Source organism: Zavarzinia sp. CC-PAN008, assembly GCF_051903925.1.
Taxonomy (GTDB): Bacteria; Pseudomonadota; Alphaproteobacteria; order Zavarziniales; family Zavarziniaceae.
This window is the reverse complement of record NZ_CP173678.1, coordinates 4,807,992-4,821,805: the sequence shown is the minus strand read 5'-3', so window position 1 is coordinate 4,821,805 and position 13,814 is coordinate 4,807,992. Positions and strand designations below refer to the sequence as shown.

The 13,814-nt window shown below is 69.5% G+C and carries 14 protein-coding genes; 12 read left to right on the top strand and 2 right to left on the bottom strand.

Going from position 1 to position 13,814, the window contains the following annotated elements:
• Positions 1-25 precede the first annotated feature (25 nt).
• The 6 genes from ACI6GS_RS22365 to ACI6GS_RS22340 all read left to right on the top strand — a co-directional run bounded on the left by ACI6GS_RS22365 (position 26) and on the right by ACI6GS_RS22340 (position 6,125).
• Positions 26-1,018, top strand: a complete 993-nt coding sequence (locus ACI6GS_RS22365) for an RluA family pseudouridine synthase (protein ID WP_439815690.1) — start codon at positions 26-28, stop codon at positions 1,016-1,018.
• Positions 1,018-1,713, top strand: coding sequence for an ATP12 family chaperone protein (locus ACI6GS_RS22360; protein WP_439815689.1), 696 nt, complete (start codon positions 1,018-1,020; stop codon positions 1,711-1,713). The genes ACI6GS_RS22365 and ACI6GS_RS22360 overlap by 1 nt, the downstream gene beginning before the upstream one ends.
• A 102-nt stretch (positions 1,714-1,815) precedes the next feature.
• Positions 1,816-3,348 carry an acyl-CoA carboxylase subunit beta gene (locus ACI6GS_RS22355; protein WP_439815688.1) on the top strand — a complete coding sequence of 511 codons (1,533 nt, stop codon included), beginning with the start codon at positions 1,816-1,818 and terminating at the stop codon, positions 3,346-3,348.
• A gap of 184 nt (positions 3,349-3,532) precedes the next feature.
• The gene (locus ACI6GS_RS22350) at positions 3,533-3,826 is read left to right on the top strand and encodes a GIY-YIG nuclease family protein (RefSeq protein WP_439815687.1); all 294 of its coding nucleotides are present in this window, start codon (positions 3,533-3,535) and stop codon (positions 3,824-3,826) included.
• A gap of 14 nt (positions 3,827-3,840) precedes the next feature.
• On the top strand, positions 3,841-5,841 hold the full coding sequence (locus ACI6GS_RS22345) for an acetyl-CoA carboxylase biotin carboxylase subunit (protein ID WP_439815686.1): 2,001 nt from the start codon (positions 3,841-3,843) through the stop codon (positions 5,839-5,841).
• A gap of 8 nt (positions 5,842-5,849) precedes the next feature.
• Positions 5,850-6,125, top strand: a complete 276-nt coding sequence (locus ACI6GS_RS22340) for an acylphosphatase (protein ID WP_439815685.1) — start codon at positions 5,850-5,852, stop codon at positions 6,123-6,125.
• A gap of 24 nt (positions 6,126-6,149) precedes the next feature.
• Here the strand turns inward: ACI6GS_RS22340 and ACI6GS_RS22335 are convergent, their stop codons facing one another.
• Positions 6,150-7,163 (bottom strand): AraC family transcriptional regulator ligand-binding domain-containing protein, encoded by a 1,014-nt coding sequence (locus ACI6GS_RS22335; RefSeq protein ID WP_439815684.1) that lies wholly within the window; start codon positions 7,161-7,163, stop codon positions 6,150-6,152.
• 137 nt (positions 7,164-7,300) lie between these two features.
• Here ACI6GS_RS22335 and ACI6GS_RS22330 point away from each other — a divergent pair, with 137 nt between their 5' ends.
• The 6 genes from ACI6GS_RS22330 to ACI6GS_RS22305 all read left to right on the top strand — a co-directional run bounded on the left by ACI6GS_RS22330 (position 7,301) and on the right by ACI6GS_RS22305 (position 13,028).
• The gene (locus ACI6GS_RS22330; protein ID WP_439815683.1) at positions 7,301-8,533 is read left to right on the top strand and encodes a cytochrome P450; all 1,233 of its coding nucleotides are present in this window, start codon (positions 7,301-7,303) and stop codon (positions 8,531-8,533) included.
• Between the two features lie 122 nt (positions 8,534-8,655).
• Positions 8,656-9,324: a PepSY-associated TM helix domain-containing protein gene (locus ACI6GS_RS22325; RefSeq protein ID WP_439815682.1), complete on the top strand. Its 669-nt coding sequence runs from the start codon at positions 8,656-8,658 to the stop codon at positions 9,322-9,324.
• Positions 9,325-9,347: 23 nt separating this feature from the next.
• Positions 9,348-9,860: a DUF2271 domain-containing protein gene (locus ACI6GS_RS22320; RefSeq protein WP_439815681.1), complete on the top strand. Its 513-nt coding sequence runs from the start codon at positions 9,348-9,350 to the stop codon at positions 9,858-9,860.
• Between the two features lie 17 nt (positions 9,861-9,877).
• Positions 9,878-10,699: a DUF4198 domain-containing protein gene (locus ACI6GS_RS22315; protein ID WP_439815680.1), complete on the top strand. Its 822-nt coding sequence runs from the start codon at positions 9,878-9,880 to the stop codon at positions 10,697-10,699.
• Positions 10,699-11,709, top strand: coding sequence for an FAD:protein FMN transferase (locus ACI6GS_RS22310; protein ID WP_439815679.1), 1,011 nt, complete (start codon positions 10,699-10,701; stop codon positions 11,707-11,709). Before ACI6GS_RS22315 ends, ACI6GS_RS22310 begins: the two co-directional genes overlap by 1 nt.
• Before the next feature lie 8 nt (positions 11,710-11,717).
• The gene (locus ACI6GS_RS22305) at positions 11,718-13,028 is read left to right on the top strand and encodes a sulfite reductase subunit alpha (RefSeq protein WP_439815678.1); all 1,311 of its coding nucleotides are present in this window, start codon (positions 11,718-11,720) and stop codon (positions 13,026-13,028) included.
• Here the strand turns inward: ACI6GS_RS22305 and lipB are convergent.
• Positions 13,022-13,690, bottom strand: coding sequence for a lipoyl(octanoyl) transferase LipB (gene lipB / locus ACI6GS_RS22300; RefSeq protein WP_439815677.1), 669 nt, complete (start codon positions 13,688-13,690; stop codon positions 13,022-13,024). The two genes, ACI6GS_RS22305 and lipB, sit on opposite strands and share 7 nt — an antisense overlap.
• Positions 13,691-13,814: the final 124 nt, after the last annotated feature.

Here is a 13,814-nt window from a genome sequence, read left to right as displayed (position 1 = left end):
GCGCGGAGCTGTGCTATAGAGCGCCATGTCTGCCGTTGAGACCGTTATCGTGGCCGAGGGGGAAGCCGGCCAGCGCCTGGACCGCTGGTTCAAGCGGCGCTTTCCCGAATTGACCCATGGCCGCCTGGAAAAGCTGCTGCGCACCGGCCAGATCCGGGTGGAAGGCGGCCGGGTCAAGGCCGACCGCAGGCTCGAGGCCGGCGAGTCGGTGCGCGTGCCACCGCTGGGCCTGCCCGCCGACATGGCGCCCAAGGAACGGCCCAGCGTCGATGCCGCGACGACGCGGATGGTGCAATCCCTGGTCATCCATCGCGACAAATCCGTCCTGGTCCTGAACAAGCCGCCGGGCCTTGCCGTGCAGGGCGGCAGCGGCGTCGGCCGCCACCTGGACGGCATGCTGGACGCCCTGACCTTCGATGCGGCGGAGCGGCCGCGCCTGGTCCACCGCCTGGACCGCGACACGTCGGGCGTCATCGTCCTGGGTCGCACCTTGAAGGCGACGGCTGCCCTGGCCGAGGCGTTCAAGGGGCGTGAGGCGCGGAAGATCTACTGGGCGCTGGTGGCGGGCGTGCCGCGTCCGCTGCAGGGGACGATCAACCTGGCCCTGGCCAAGGGCGGTCCGGTCGGGCGCGAGAAGATGCGGCCCGACGCGGACGAGGCGCGCGACGCCGTCACAGACTATGCCGCAATGGAACTGGCGGCCCCGCGCGCGTCGTGGCTGGCGCTTTCGCCGCGAACGGGTCGGACGCACCAGATCCGCGCCCATGCGGTGGTCCTGGGCACGCCCATCGTGGGCGACGTAAAATACGGCCGGGCCAGGGCGATCCTGCCCGGCGTGTCGGAGCAATTGCACCTGCATGCCCGCTGGCTCAGCCTGCCGCATCCCGATGGCGGCACGCTGACGGTGAAGGCGCCCCTGCCGCCGCATATGCTGGAGAGCTGGCGCCTGTTCGGGTTCGATCCGGAGTGGAAGGAGAACCCGTTCACCGAGCTGTGGGCGTCGGAGAGGGCGGGCTGATGAAGCGCACCTACAAGCAGGCCGCCTTCGTGCCGGTCGAGGGCGGCTTTGCGATCCAGCTCGACGGCAAGGGCATCAAGACGCCGGCCCGGGCGTCGCTGGTCGTGCCGACGGAGGCGATCGCCCAGGGCATTGCCGAGGAATGGAACGCGCAAGGGGAGACGGTGAGGCCGGCCGCCCTGCCGCTGACTCGCCTGGCCAACACGGCGCTGGACCGCGTGCCGCTGGACCCCGAGCGTGTGATCGACGAGGTCGCGGCCTATGCCGGGACCGACCTGCTCTGCTACCGGGCCGAGGCGCCTGACGTGCTCGTCGCGCGCCAGGCCATGGCCTGGGACCCGGTGCTCGACTGGCTGGCGGGTCAGGGGGCCCGGCTGGCCGTGGCGCAGGGCGTGTCGCCCGTCGACCAGGATCCGGCGGCGCTGGCGCGCGTGCGGGCCATGGTGGGGGCCCACGATGCCTTTGGCCTGGTCGGGCTGCATGCCCTGACCGGTGCTCTGGGTTCCGTCGTGCTGGCTTTGGCCCTGGCGCAGGAGCGGCTGGACCTGGCGGCGGCCTGGGCAGCATCGCGAATCGACGAGGATTATCAGGTCGAGCTGTGGGGCCGTGACGAGGAGGCGACGGCGCGGACGGAAGCGCTGTGGCGCGATACGGAGGCGGCGGAGCGCTTCTTCCGCCTCAGCCGGCAGGCCTGAGCGATGCCTCGCGGCGCATTTTGGCGCATCAACCTTGCGCACGATGTCTTTCTCTACCGGTGAGTAGATGCTATGTGACCCCCGCCTGTCCGAGGGGGGTCCATGCAAAACATCCTGCACGAGCTGGAAAAGCGGCGCGAAGAAGCCCGGCTTGGCGGCGGCACGCGCCGCATCGAGGCCCAGCATTCCAAGGGCAAGCTGACCGCACGCGAGCGGCTTGAGCTGCTGCTCGATCCTGGTTCGTTCGAGGAATGGGATACGTTCGTCGAGCACCGGACGAGCGATTTCGGCATGGCCGAGCAGAAGATCCCGGGCGACGGCGTGGTCACCGGCCACGGCACGATCAACGGCCGCCTGGTCTTCGTCTTCAGCCAGGACTTCACCGTCTTCGGCGGCGCGCTCAGCGAGGCGCATGCCGAGAAGATCTGCAAGATCATGGACAAGGCGATGCTGGTCGGCGCGCCCGTGATCGGCCTCAACGATTCGGGCGGTGCGCGCATCCAGGAGGGTGTCGCCTCGCTGGCCGGCTATGCCGACGTGTTCCTGCGCAACGTGATGGCCTCCGGCGTCGTGCCGCAGATCTCGGTCATCATGGGGCCGTGCGCCGGCGGTGCGGTCTACTCGCCCGCCATGACCGACTTCATCTTCATGGTGAAGGACAGCTCCTACATGTTCGTCACCGGGCCTGACGTCGTGAAGACGGTGACCCAGGAGACGGTGACCCAGGAGCAGCTGGGCGGTGCGGTGACCCACACGACCAAGTCATCGGTCGCCGACAATGCGTACGAGAACGATGTCGAGGCGCTGTCCCAGGTGCGCCGCCTGGTCGACTTCCTGCCCGGTTCGAATCGCGTGAAGCCGCCGGTGCGGCCCAGCTACGACGATCCGGAGCGGATCGACATGTCGCTGGACACGCTGATCCCGGACAATCCGAACAAGCCGTACGACATGCACGAGCTGATCCTGAAGACGGTCGACGAGGGCGACTTCTTCGAGATCCAGCCGGGCTATGCCCGCAACATCATCACCGGCTTCGGCCGGGTCGAGGGGCGCACGGTCGGCATCGTGGCGAACCAGCCGATGGTCCTGGCCGGCGTGCTGGACATCGACAGCAGCCGCAAGGCCGCGCGCTTCGTGCGCTTCTGCGACTGCTACGACATCCCCATCGTCACCTTCGTCGACGTGCCCGGCTTCCTGCCCGGTACGGCGCAGGAATATGGCGGCATCATCAAGCACGGCGCCAAGCTGCTGTTCGCCTATGCCGAGGCGACGGTGCCAAAGATCACGATCATCACGCGCAAGGCCTATGGCGGCGCCTATGACGTCATGAGCTCCAAGCACCTGCGCGGTGACCTCAACTACGCCTGGCCGACCGCCGAGATCGCGGTGATGGGCGCCAAGGGTGCGGTCGAGATCATCTTCCGCAGCGAGATCGGCGATCCCCAGAAGATCGCGGTGCGCACAGCCGACTATGCGGAGAAGTTCGCCAACCCGTTCCGGGCGGCGAGCCGCGGCTTCATCGACGAAGTGATCATGCCGCATTCGACGCGCCGCCGGATCTCCCGTGGGCTCGCCATGCTGGCGAACAAGCAGCTGACCAACCCGCCCAAGAAACACGACAACATCCCCCTCTAGGGGGAGCGGTGGCGTGGCGGGCGTCGTCGTTGCACCAGATGCTTCGAGACGCGCCTGCGGCGCTCCTCAGCATGACGCCGTTGGGATTTGGGGTTTCCAACCATAGGCGTCATCCTGAGGAGGCCCGGAGGGCCGTCTCGAAGGATGCAAGCGACCACGGTGCCGTTCGCCCGGGTCAGCTGAGATGGCGTCCTGGGTCTATATCCTGCGGTGCCGCGACGGCACCTATTATGTCGGGAGTACGACGGACCTGGAGGGACGGTTGGCGCAGCATCAGTCAGGCGCGCTCGGCGGCTACACTGCCAGACGGCGTCCGGTCGAACTGGTGTGGTGCCAGGAGTTCACTGACGTCACGGATGCGATTGCCGCCGAGCGTCAGATAAAAGGTTGGAGCCGATCCAAGAAAGAGGCCTTGATGGCGGGGGATTTCGGTCAGGTCAGCAGATTGGCCAGCCGGTCCGGCGCTCAGGCGGAATGAGGGAATAGAGCGGAATGTTCTCCAAGATCCTGATCGCCAATCGCGGCGAGATCGCCTGCCGCGTGATCAAGACGGCGCGGAAGATGGGCATCAAGACGGTGGCCGTCTATTCCGATGCCGACGCCGAGGCGCTGCACGTCCAGATGGCGGACGAGGCGGTCCATGTCGGCAAGCCGCCCGCGGCCGAAAGCTACCTGCTGATCGACCGCATCATCCAGGCGTGCAAGGACACAGGGGCCGAGGCGGTCCACCCCGGCTATGGCTTCCTCTCGGAGAAGGCCGCCTTCTGCGAGGCGCTGGAGGCGGCCGGCATCGCCTTCATCGGGCCGGGCGTGCGCGCCATCGGCGCCATGGGCGACAAGATCGAATCAAAGAAGCTGGCCCAAGCCGCGGGCGTGAACACCGTCCCCGGCTATCTGGGGGCCATCCAGGGCACCGATGCGGCGGTCGAGATCGCGAAGGGTATCGGCTATCCGGTCATGATCAAGGCCAGTGCCGGTGGTGGCGGCAAGGGCATGCGCATCGCCTGGAACGACGATGAGGTGCGCGAGGGCTTCGTCTCCGCCACCAACGAGGCGAAGTCGAGCTTTGCCGACGACCGCGTCTTCATCGAGAAGTTCGTCGACCAGCCGCGCCATATCGAGATCCAGGTCCTGGGCGACAAGCACGGCAACATCGTCTACCTGCACGAGCGCGAATGCTCGATCCAGCGCCGTCACCAGAAGGTGCTGGAGGAGGCCCCCAGCCCGTTCCTGGACGCCGCCACGCGCAAGGCGATGGGCGAGCAGGCGGTCCAGCTGGCGCGCGAGGTCGGCTACTATTCCGCGGGCACGGTCGAGTTCATCGTCGACGGCAACCGCAACTTCTACTTCCTCGAAATGAACACCCGTCTTCAGGTTGAGCATCCGGTGACCGAGCTGATCACCGGCATCGACCTGGTGGAGCAGATGATCCGCGTCGCCTATGGCGAGAAGCTGTCCTTTGGCCAGCAGGACATCCGCATGGATGGCTGGGCGATCGAGGCCCGCGTCTATGCCGAGGATCCGACCCGCGGCTTCCTGCCCTCCATCGGCCGCCTGACCCGCTACAAGCCGCCCAAGGAAGGGCCGGACGCGTCGGGCCGCACCATCCGCAACGATACCGGCGTCTATGAAGGCGCCGAGATCAGCATGTTCTACGATCCCATGATCGCGAAGCTGTGCGCCCATGCGCCCACGCGCGAGGCGGCGATCGACGCAACGCGGGAGGCCCTGGACGCCTTCCAGGTGCGCGGGATCAGCCACAACATCGCCTTCGTCACCGCGGTGCTGGGACATGAGCGCTTCCGTGCCGGGCGCCTGACCACCGGCTTCATCGCCGAGGAGTTCCCCGAGGGCTTCCACGGCGCCTCGCTGGAGCCGGCGGTGTCGCAGGCGCTGGCGGCGATTGCCACCCTGGTGCACCTGCGGACCGAGGCGCGCGCGATCCGCATCGACGGCCAGGTGCCCAATCGCACGCCGAAGCTGGGCAAGGACTGGGTCGTGCTGCTGGGCGGCACGGAGTATCCGGTGACAGCACATCCCGACGGTCACGGCTACGATGTCGAGCTGGACGGCCATACGCTGGCCGTCCGCAGCGACTGGGTCCCGGGCCAGACCCTGCTGACCGGCACGGTCAATGCGCGCGCCATCACGGTCCAGGTCGACAAGAAGCCGGATGGCTTCCGCCTGACCCATGCCGGGGCCGAGCTGGACGCCGTGGTGCGCAATCCGCGCGCGGCCGAGCTGAACCGCCTGATGCCGGTCAAGGTGCCGCCCGATACGTCCAAGTTCCTGCTCTGCCCGATGCCGGGCCTGGTCGTCTCGATCGCGGTCGAGGTGGGCGAGGCGGTCAAGGCGGGCCAGACCCTGGCCGTGGTCGAGGCCATGAAGATGGAGAACGTCCTCAAGGCCGAGCGCGACGGCACCATCCTGGCCGTCAAGGCCAAGAAGGGTGACAGCCTGGCCGTCGACCAGGTCATCCTGGAGTTCGAATAAGCCCCGCGATGAAGGCCGTTCGCCTGGTCATCACAGGGATGGTCCAGGGCGTGGGGTACCGCGCCTGGGCCGTCCGGCAGGCCAGCGCGCTGGGCCTGCGCGGCTGGGTCCGCAACCGCGCTGACGGCAGCGTCGACATCCTGGCGGGTGGCGAGCCCGAGCGCGTCGACGCCTTCATCGCCGCCTGCCGCTTCGGTCCGCGCTGGTCGCGCGTGCGCGAGGTCAAGGTGGAGCCCGGCGAAGAGCCCCTGCCCGATGGGTTCGAACAGCGAGAGACGGTGTAGCTGACTCGTTGCGCAGCCAACAGGTCAGGACCCCTGGGCCTCCCGCCTCACGGTGCGGGGGGCCTTGCCGAACCAGCGGCGGCAGAGGCGCGACAGCGCCGACTGCTCCGCCAGGCCGAGCAGGCCGCTGACCTGGACCAGTGGCAGGCGCGTGTTCTCAAGATAGCGCAGCGCCGCATCGCGCCGGGCCTGGTCGCGCAACCGCTCGAACGACGTGCCCTCGGCCTGCAACTGCCGCTGAACCGTGCGCGGGTGGGCCCCCATCGCCCGCGCGATATCCTCAAGCGTCAGGCTGGCGCGGCCCAGCGCATGGTCCAGCGCAGTGCGCGTGCGCGCCGCGGCCGACAGGCCGGGAGCGGGGAAATGCTGGTCCAGGTAACTGGCGACGGCCTGGCGCATGCGGGCGTCGGGGGCGTTGACCAGAAACTTCAGCAGGCTGGCGTCGACCTGAATGCCTGCGGCGTCCTGCTCAAAGATGACGGGCGCGCCAAAGTGCTGGCGATAGCGCGCGGCGGGCGCCAGCGGCACATGCGGCAGTCGGATCAGGCGCGGGCGATACGCGCCGCCCAGCGCCAGGCGCAGGAGGCGGTCGGTCAGGGCCAGGCCCAGGTCACGGAATTGCCGCGCCGGCCCGATGCGCGGCAGCAGAAGCTCAAGCCGGATCTCGGTCAGGTCGGGATCCTCCTCAAGCGCCACGGCGCTGACCCGACTGGCCGGGCTGTGCGTGAACAGATAGCGCGCCGCGACCTGAACCCCGTCGGCGACGGTGGTCGAGGCCTGGAGAGCCAGGGCCAGCGGCCCCAGCGTCGTGATGGTCTGCTCCTGCGCCAGGCGCAGCCCGAAATCGGGGCAATCGCAGGCCGTTGCCGCCGCCTCCAGCGCGGCGACGACGCTGCGCAGGGGGATGAAGGCGTCCTCGTCCCGCAGCAGGTCGGGCGCCAGGCCGACACGCTGCATCAGCTGCCGCGGATCCTGGCCCAGGCGCTCGACCAGGCCGGCAAAGCCGCGCAGCGCGCCGGCACGGATCATCGCGCTCATGTCGTGTGAGGGTAAGAACTTGTCGCGTCAGGGCAAGTCTTTTCCACCCTGAACGGCGATAAGCAGGTCATGACAATCTGTCATCCCGCGTTGGCCGCCGCCGCGCCGATGACCAGGATCCAGGAGGAAACCAGCGCATGTCCCAGGAACCGCTGCCGTCCCTGCTTCAGCTCACGCCGCTGAACCCCGAGTACCGGGAGGAGCCGCACACCCTGCTGCGCGACCTGCGCGAGCGCTGCCCCGTGCATCGCGACGACATGGCGGGGACCTTCCTGGTCAGCAAGTACGCCGACGTCCGCCGCATCGTGGCGAGTCCCCAGGTGTCGCGCGATCCCGTCGACGCGGAAGAGGCGGCCATCACCACCCGGGCGGGTCTGCATCCGGACCTGGCCAACTACAAGCGCAGCGAGACGACCAGCATCCTGCAGCTGAACGATCCCGACCACAGCCGCATCCGCAAGCCGCTGGCCCAGGCCTTCTACGCCCGCATTCCGGCCTTCCGGCCCGAGGTCGAGGCGATCGTGGACCGCACCCTGGACGCGATTCCCGTCGGCGTGCCCTTCGACCTGATGGAAAAGGTCTGCGTGCCCATTCCCATCGTCGCCATCGCCGCGATCCTGGGCGTGGACAATACCCGCCTGGACGAATTCCGCGCCTGGTCCGAAGGCGTGATCCACGTCCTGAACCCGTTCCGCAACCCGGAGCAGCAGGCGGAGATGGAGCGCTGCCAGTTGGCGCTCGACGAGTACTTCATGCAGCTGATCCAGGAGAGCAAGGCCAATCCGGGCGACAACCTGATCTCGGACATGACGAAGCTTCAGGCCGAGGGGGCGCCGCTGTCGGATATCGAGTTGCGCTTCAACCTGATGGCGCTGCTGGTCGGCGGTAACCTGACGACGACCGACCTGATCGGCAACGCCGTGCGCCTGCTGATGCTGCACCCGGCGGAGCTTGAGAAGCTCAAGGCCGATCCCTCGCTCGTCCCGTCGCTGGTGGAGGAGACGCTGCGCTATGAGCCGCCGGTCGACATCACCCAGCGCATCGCCGCCGAGGAGATGGAGATCGGCGGCTGCCCCGTCCACAAGAGCCAGGCGATCACGGTGATGCTGCGCGGCGCCAACCGCGATCCGGACGTCTTCGAGAACCCGGAAGCCTTCACCATCGGGGTCAAGCGGGCGCCGCACATGGCATTCGGCGGCGGCAGCCATATCTGCATCGGCGCACCCCTGGCCCGGCTTGAGGCGACGGTTGCGCTGGGCAAGCTGTTCCAGCGCTTCCCCAACCTGCGGCTGGCCGATCCTGCGGCACCGGCGCAGTGGCGCATGCTGCCCTTCTTCCGCGGCCTGGAGCGCCTGGACCTGATCGCCTGATCGGCCCGCACCCCCTTCCGGGCCCGCAACACGGCCTGGAAGGGGGCAGCGCTCTGCTTAAGTGTTGCGATTGATTATCAGTCCCGTTATCAACGCTTTCGCAACAGCGAGAGCGGGCGGCGATGGCGGGCAGTGGGGCGACGCGGGGCGAGGTCGGGGGGCAGGTGGCCACCCAGCCGTTCCGTGCGCGCAGCGCCACGTGGCGGCGCCAGTTGACGCTGTGGCACTGGATCAGCTCCGCCCTGTCGCTGGTCGGCCTGCTGCTGTTTGCCGTCACCGGCATCACCCTGAATCACGCGGCCCAGATCGAGTCGCGCCCCGTCGTGACCGAGCGCACGGCAAGCCTTCCCGAAGACGTCCTTCCGGTCCTGGCCGGGGGGCCGCAGGAGGGCAAGGCCGCCCTGCCACCCGCCATCGTCGCGGCCGTGGCCGAGGCGCTGGCCCTGGACCTGGGCGGGCGCGAAGCCGAATGGTCGGTTGACGATGTCTATGTCGCCCTGCCGCGGCCGGGCGGCGATGCCTGGGCCACCATTGACCGCGCAAGCGGCGAGGTCGTCCACGAGGTGACCGACCGCGGCTGGGTCTCCTATCTCAACGACCTGCACAAGGGCCGCAATGCCGGGACCGCGTGGTCCTGGTTCATCGACATCCTGGCGGGCGCCTGCGTCGTCTTTGCGCTGACCGGCCTGCTCCTGCTCCAGCTTCACGCCCGCAATCGCCCCAGCACCTGGCCCCTGGTCGGCGCCGGCCTGGTCGTGCCGGTGCTGCTGGCCATCCTGTTCATCCACTAGCGCAACGAGCGGCGGAGAGGTTCATGCGTCTTGTCTTCACGGCGGCCCTGGGAAGCATCGCGGCGGGCCCGGCTTTGGCTGCGGATATCGGGGTGAACCTGACCGTCCCCGAACTGTCGGTCGCCGAATACCACCGCCCCTATGTCGCCGTCTGGCTGGAGCGACCGGACCAGAGCGTCGCTCTGAATCTGGCCGTGCTCTACGACCACGACATGGAGAACAACAAGGGGAATGAGTGGCTGAAGGACATGCGCCAGTGGTGGCGCAAGGCGGGTCGCGAGCTGGACATGCCCGTCGACGGTTTGAGCAGCGCCACGCGGGCCCCGGGCGCCCATGAACTGACCTTCCCCAACGCGGCCGAGGCCATCGCAAAGCTGGAGCCTGGCGAATACCGCCTGGTGGTCGAGGCCGCGCGCGAGGTGGGTGGTCGTGAACTGGTCCGCGTGCCGCTGACTTGGCCGCCAACGCAAGGCCAGGTGCTGGAGGCCACGGGCGAGAGCGAGTTGGGCGCGATCAAGGTCGAACTGAAGCCGTGAAACGGGGGGACCAGCCTGTGAAGACCAATCCTGTGAAGACACTCAAGATTGCCGCCCTGGCGGCGGCCATCGCCCTGGTTCCGATGGGGGCACAGGCGCATCGCGCCTGGCTTCTGCCCTCGGCCACCGTGCTGTCGGGCGAGAACGCCTGGGTCACGATCGATGCCGCCTCGTCCAACGACCTGTTCTATTTCGAGCACCAGCCGATGCGCCTGCGCGATGGCGACCTGGTCGTGACGGCACCGGACGGCACGGCGGCAGAAGTCCAGAACCAGGCCCAGGGCCGCTTCCGCACGACCTTCGATGTCGAGCTGAAGCAGGCCGGCACCTATCGCATCGCGGTGGCGACGGACGGCCTGTTCGGCCGCTACAAGCTGAACGGCGAGGCCAAGCGCTGGCGCGGCAGCGCCGCCACCCTGGGCGAGATCCCGGCCGAGGCGACGGAGGTCGAGATCACCGAGACCCAGCGCCGCCTGGAGACCTTCGTCACCAAGGGCGCACCGACCGAGCTGAAGCCCAGCGGCAAGGGCCTGGAACTGCTGCCGGTGACGCATCCGAACGACCTTGTGGCGGGCGAGGAGGCGACCTTCAAGCTGGTCCTGGACGGCAAGCCGGCGGCCGATGTCGAGGTTGAACTGGTGCGCGGCGGCATCCGCTACCGCAACGCGCTGGGCGAGCAGAAGCTGAAGACCGATGCCGATGGCGTGCTGAAGGTGACCTGGGGCGAGCCCGGCATGTACTGGCTCGAAGCCTCGGTCGCGGACGACGCCGTCTCGACCGACAAGGCCAAGGAACGCCGCGCCACCTATGTCGCGACGTTCGAGGTCCTGCCCCAATAGTGGCCACCCTTGCAGCCGCCCGGCGCGTCCTGGTCCCGCGCGCCGTGGCCGTCACGCGCCCGCCCGCAGGACGCATCGTCGCCCTGGAGGGGCTGACCATGGGGACGACCTGGCGGGTCCAGGCGGTGGTGGCGCCTGGACCCGCCCTCGACCTCCGCGCCACGGTGGAACGCGCGCTGGCCCGGGTCATCGCCCAGATGAGCACCTGGGACCCGGCGTCCGACCTGGCGCGTTTCAACGCCAGCGCACCCGGGCATTGGCAGGGCTTCGCGGCGGAAACCTGGACTGTGCTGGATGCCGCCCTGGCCGTGGCGGCGGCCAGCGATGGGGCCTATGACCCCACGCTTGGCCATCTGGTCGACCTTTGGGGCTTCGGACCCGCGGGTCCGGTGCCGGCGGCCCCCACACCGGCGCAACTGGCCACGGCGCGGGCCGGCAGCGGCTGGCGCCTGCTGGAGCAGCGCTACGCGCCCCGGCAGCTCCGCCAGCCCGGCGGCCTTGCCCTTGACCTGTCGGCGATCGCCAAGGGCTTTGCCGTCGACCTGGTGGCGCAGGCATTGGACGCGCTGGGCCTGGTCCATCACCTGGTGGAGATCGGCGGCGAGTTGCGCGGCACCGGCTGCAAGCCGGACGGCCAGCCCTGGTGGGTGGCGCTGGAGCCGCCCGTGGCCGGCGGCGGGGGCCTTGTGCCTACGCTCATCGCGCTGCATGGCCTGGCGGTTGCGACATCGGGCGACTATCGCCGGCAGGCCCATCTCGATGGCCAGACCGGCCATCACCTCCTGGATCCGCGGAACGGCCGGCCGACGGGCAACGGCCTGGCATCGGTCAGCGTCCTGCACCCGTCGTGCATGGTGGCGGACGCCTGGGCAACGGCGCTGGCCGTGCTGGGACCGGAGGCCGGCCTGCGCCTCGCGACGGAGCAGGGCCTGGCCGCACTCCTCACCAGTCGCCGGGGCGATGGCCTGCACCAGGTGCCAAGCCCCGCCTGCGCGGCCCTGATGGCATGATGTTGGGGGTGAAGCTGGCGTGGTCGGCAGCGATCCTGGCGACCTATGCGCTGTTCTGCGTCGCCGTTGCGCTGCGTCACCGCCGGATGCGCGGTCAACCGGGGGATACGGTGGATGATGCGGGTGCGCTGCTCGTCGCCTATGCCAGCCAGACCGGCGATGCCGAGCACCTTGCGCGGGAGACGGCGCGCGCCCTGCGGGCAGGCGGCCGGGCGGTGCGGCTGCTGCCGCTGGCTGCCGTGACCCGGCCCATGCTGGAGGCGGGCGGCACGGCCCTGTTCGTCGCCAGCACGACGGGGGAGGGCGATGCCCCCGACAACGCCGTGCCCTTTGTCCACCGCGTCATGCGTCCTGGTGCCGGCCTGGATCGCCTGGACTGCGCCGTGCTGGCGTTGGGCGATCGGACCTATGCCGGCTTCTGTGCCTTTGGCCTGGCCCTGGCCCAGTGGCTGGAGGGGGAGGCGGCGCGGCCGCTGCATCCGCCGGTGCTGGTCGACCGTCATGACGCCGCGGCCCTGGCCCGCTGGTCGGGGCAGGTGGCGGCGCTGGGCGGCGTGGCGCTGGATACGGCGCAGGCACCGTTCGTGCCGTGCCGTCTGCGGAGCCGGCGCGTGCTGAACCCCGGCAGCCCCGGCGCGCCGGCCGTCCTGGTCGAGCTGGCGCCGCCGCCGGGCCTGCACTGGCAGGCCGGCGACGTGGCGGAGGTCGAGGTCGCGCCGTCCGTCCGGCGCGACTACTCGATCGCCTCCCTGCCCGCCGATGGGGTGATCCAGCTGCTGGTGCGGCAGGTGACGCGGCCTGACGGCCGTCCGGGCCTCGGCTCCCACCACCTGAGCCAGGGTGCGGCCCCGGGCACGGACATCGCGCTGCGCATCCGCCGCAACAGCCCGTTCCACGGCCCGGACGGCGCCTGCCCGCTGATCCTGGTGGGCAATGGCACGGGGATCGCCGGCCTGCGCGCCCACCTGAAGGAGCGCGCCGGCGCGGGCGCTGCGCCCACCTGGCTGCTGTTCGGGGAACGCTCGCCCGAGCATGACCGGCCCTTTGCCGACGAACTGGCGGCGTGGCAGGCGACCGGCCTGCTGACGCACCTTGACCTGGCCTTTTCCCGCGGTGCGGACCCGGCCTATGTCCAGGACGTGCTGGCAGGGCAGTCGGCGCGCCTGCGCGCCTGGGTGGCAGAGGGGGCCGTGATCCTGGTCTGTGGCAGCCTGCACGGCATGGCGGACGGGGTCGGCCGCGTGCTGGAGGATATCCTGGGGGCGGAGGCGCTGGACCACCTGATCGTCACGGGCCGCTATCGCCGCGACGTCTACTGAGTGGGCCCGAAGATCTCCTCGAACGTATCGCGCAGGGCCATGTCGACCTCGGCCATGCTGGCCATGATGCCCAGCGCCGCGAGCGAGGTCACGCCATGCTGGGCGATGCCACAGGGGACGATGCCGCCGAAATGGTCCAGGTCCGGCTCGACGTTCAGCGACACGCCATGGAACGTGACCCAGTGCCGGACGCGGATGCCCAGCGCCGCGATCTTGGCCTCTCCCCCGCCGGGCAGCACGACCCAGACGCCGATGCGGTCGGCACGGCGTTCGCCGCGCACGCCAAACCGGTCCAGGGTGGCGATCAGCCAGTCCTCCAGGTCGTGGACGAAGGCCCGCACGTCCGGCTTGCGGCGCTTCAGGTCCAGCATGACATAGACCACGCGCTGGCCCGGCCCGTGATAGGTGAAGCGCCCGCCCCGGCCGGCCTGGAACACCGGGAACCGGTCGGGCCGGACCAGTTCCGAAGGGTCGGCGCTGGTGCCGGCGGTGTAGAGCGGCGGATGCTCCACCGCCCAGGCCAGTTCGGGCGCCCGACCCGCGCGGATGTCCGCCACGCGGGCCTCCATCCGGGCCAGCGCCTCGGGATAGGAAACCGGATGGGCGGCGACGTCCCACAGGACGGGGACGCGCGCCGCCGCGTCGGATGACGTCTCGCTCATGGTTCGGCTTCCTAGCCGATCCTCGTCCCCCGTGCACGAGGCGGATGGGTGGCACCTTGTGATCGCGGTGCCCCGGGGCTTAGCCTGATCTTAACCATGGCCCCGTATCGTGGCGGGACCAACA

Bases quoted from the DNA above. Each gene is read 5' to 3' on its own strand.
- ACI6GS_RS22365 (WP_439815690.1), top strand. From the start codon at position 26: ATGTCTGCCGTTGAGACCGTTATCGTGGCCGAGGGGGAAGCCGGCCAG.
- ACI6GS_RS22340 (WP_439815685.1), top strand. From the start codon at position 5,850: ATGAAGGCCGTTCGCCTGGTCATCACAGGGATGGTCCAGGGCGTGGGG.
- lipB (WP_439815677.1), bottom strand. From the start codon at position 13,690: ATGAGCGAGACGTCATCCGACGCGGCGGCGCGCGTCCCCGTCCTGTGG.
- ACI6GS_RS22355 (WP_439815688.1), top strand. From the start codon at position 1,816: ATGCAAAACATCCTGCACGAGCTGGAAAAGCGGCGCGAAGAAGCCCGG.
- ACI6GS_RS22360 (WP_439815689.1), top strand. From the start codon at position 1,018: ATGAAGCGCACCTACAAGCAGGCCGCCTTCGTGCCGGTCGAGGGCGGC.
- ACI6GS_RS22335 (WP_439815684.1), bottom strand. From the start codon at position 7,163: ATGAGCGCGATGATCCGTGCCGGCGCGCTGCGCGGCTTTGCCGGCCTG.
- ACI6GS_RS22325 (WP_439815682.1), top strand. From the start codon at position 8,656: ATGGCGGGCAGTGGGGCGACGCGGGGCGAGGTCGGGGGGCAGGTGGCC.
- ACI6GS_RS22350 (WP_439815687.1), top strand. From the start codon at position 3,533: ATGGCGTCCTGGGTCTATATCCTGCGGTGCCGCGACGGCACCTATTAT.
- ACI6GS_RS22330 (WP_439815683.1), top strand. From the start codon at position 7,301: ATGTCCCAGGAACCGCTGCCGTCCCTGCTTCAGCTCACGCCGCTGAAC.
- ACI6GS_RS22345 (WP_439815686.1), top strand. From the start codon at position 3,841: ATGTTCTCCAAGATCCTGATCGCCAATCGCGGCGAGATCGCCTGCCGC.
- ACI6GS_RS22320 (WP_439815681.1), top strand. From the start codon at position 9,348: ATGCGTCTTGTCTTCACGGCGGCCCTGGGAAGCATCGCGGCGGGCCCG.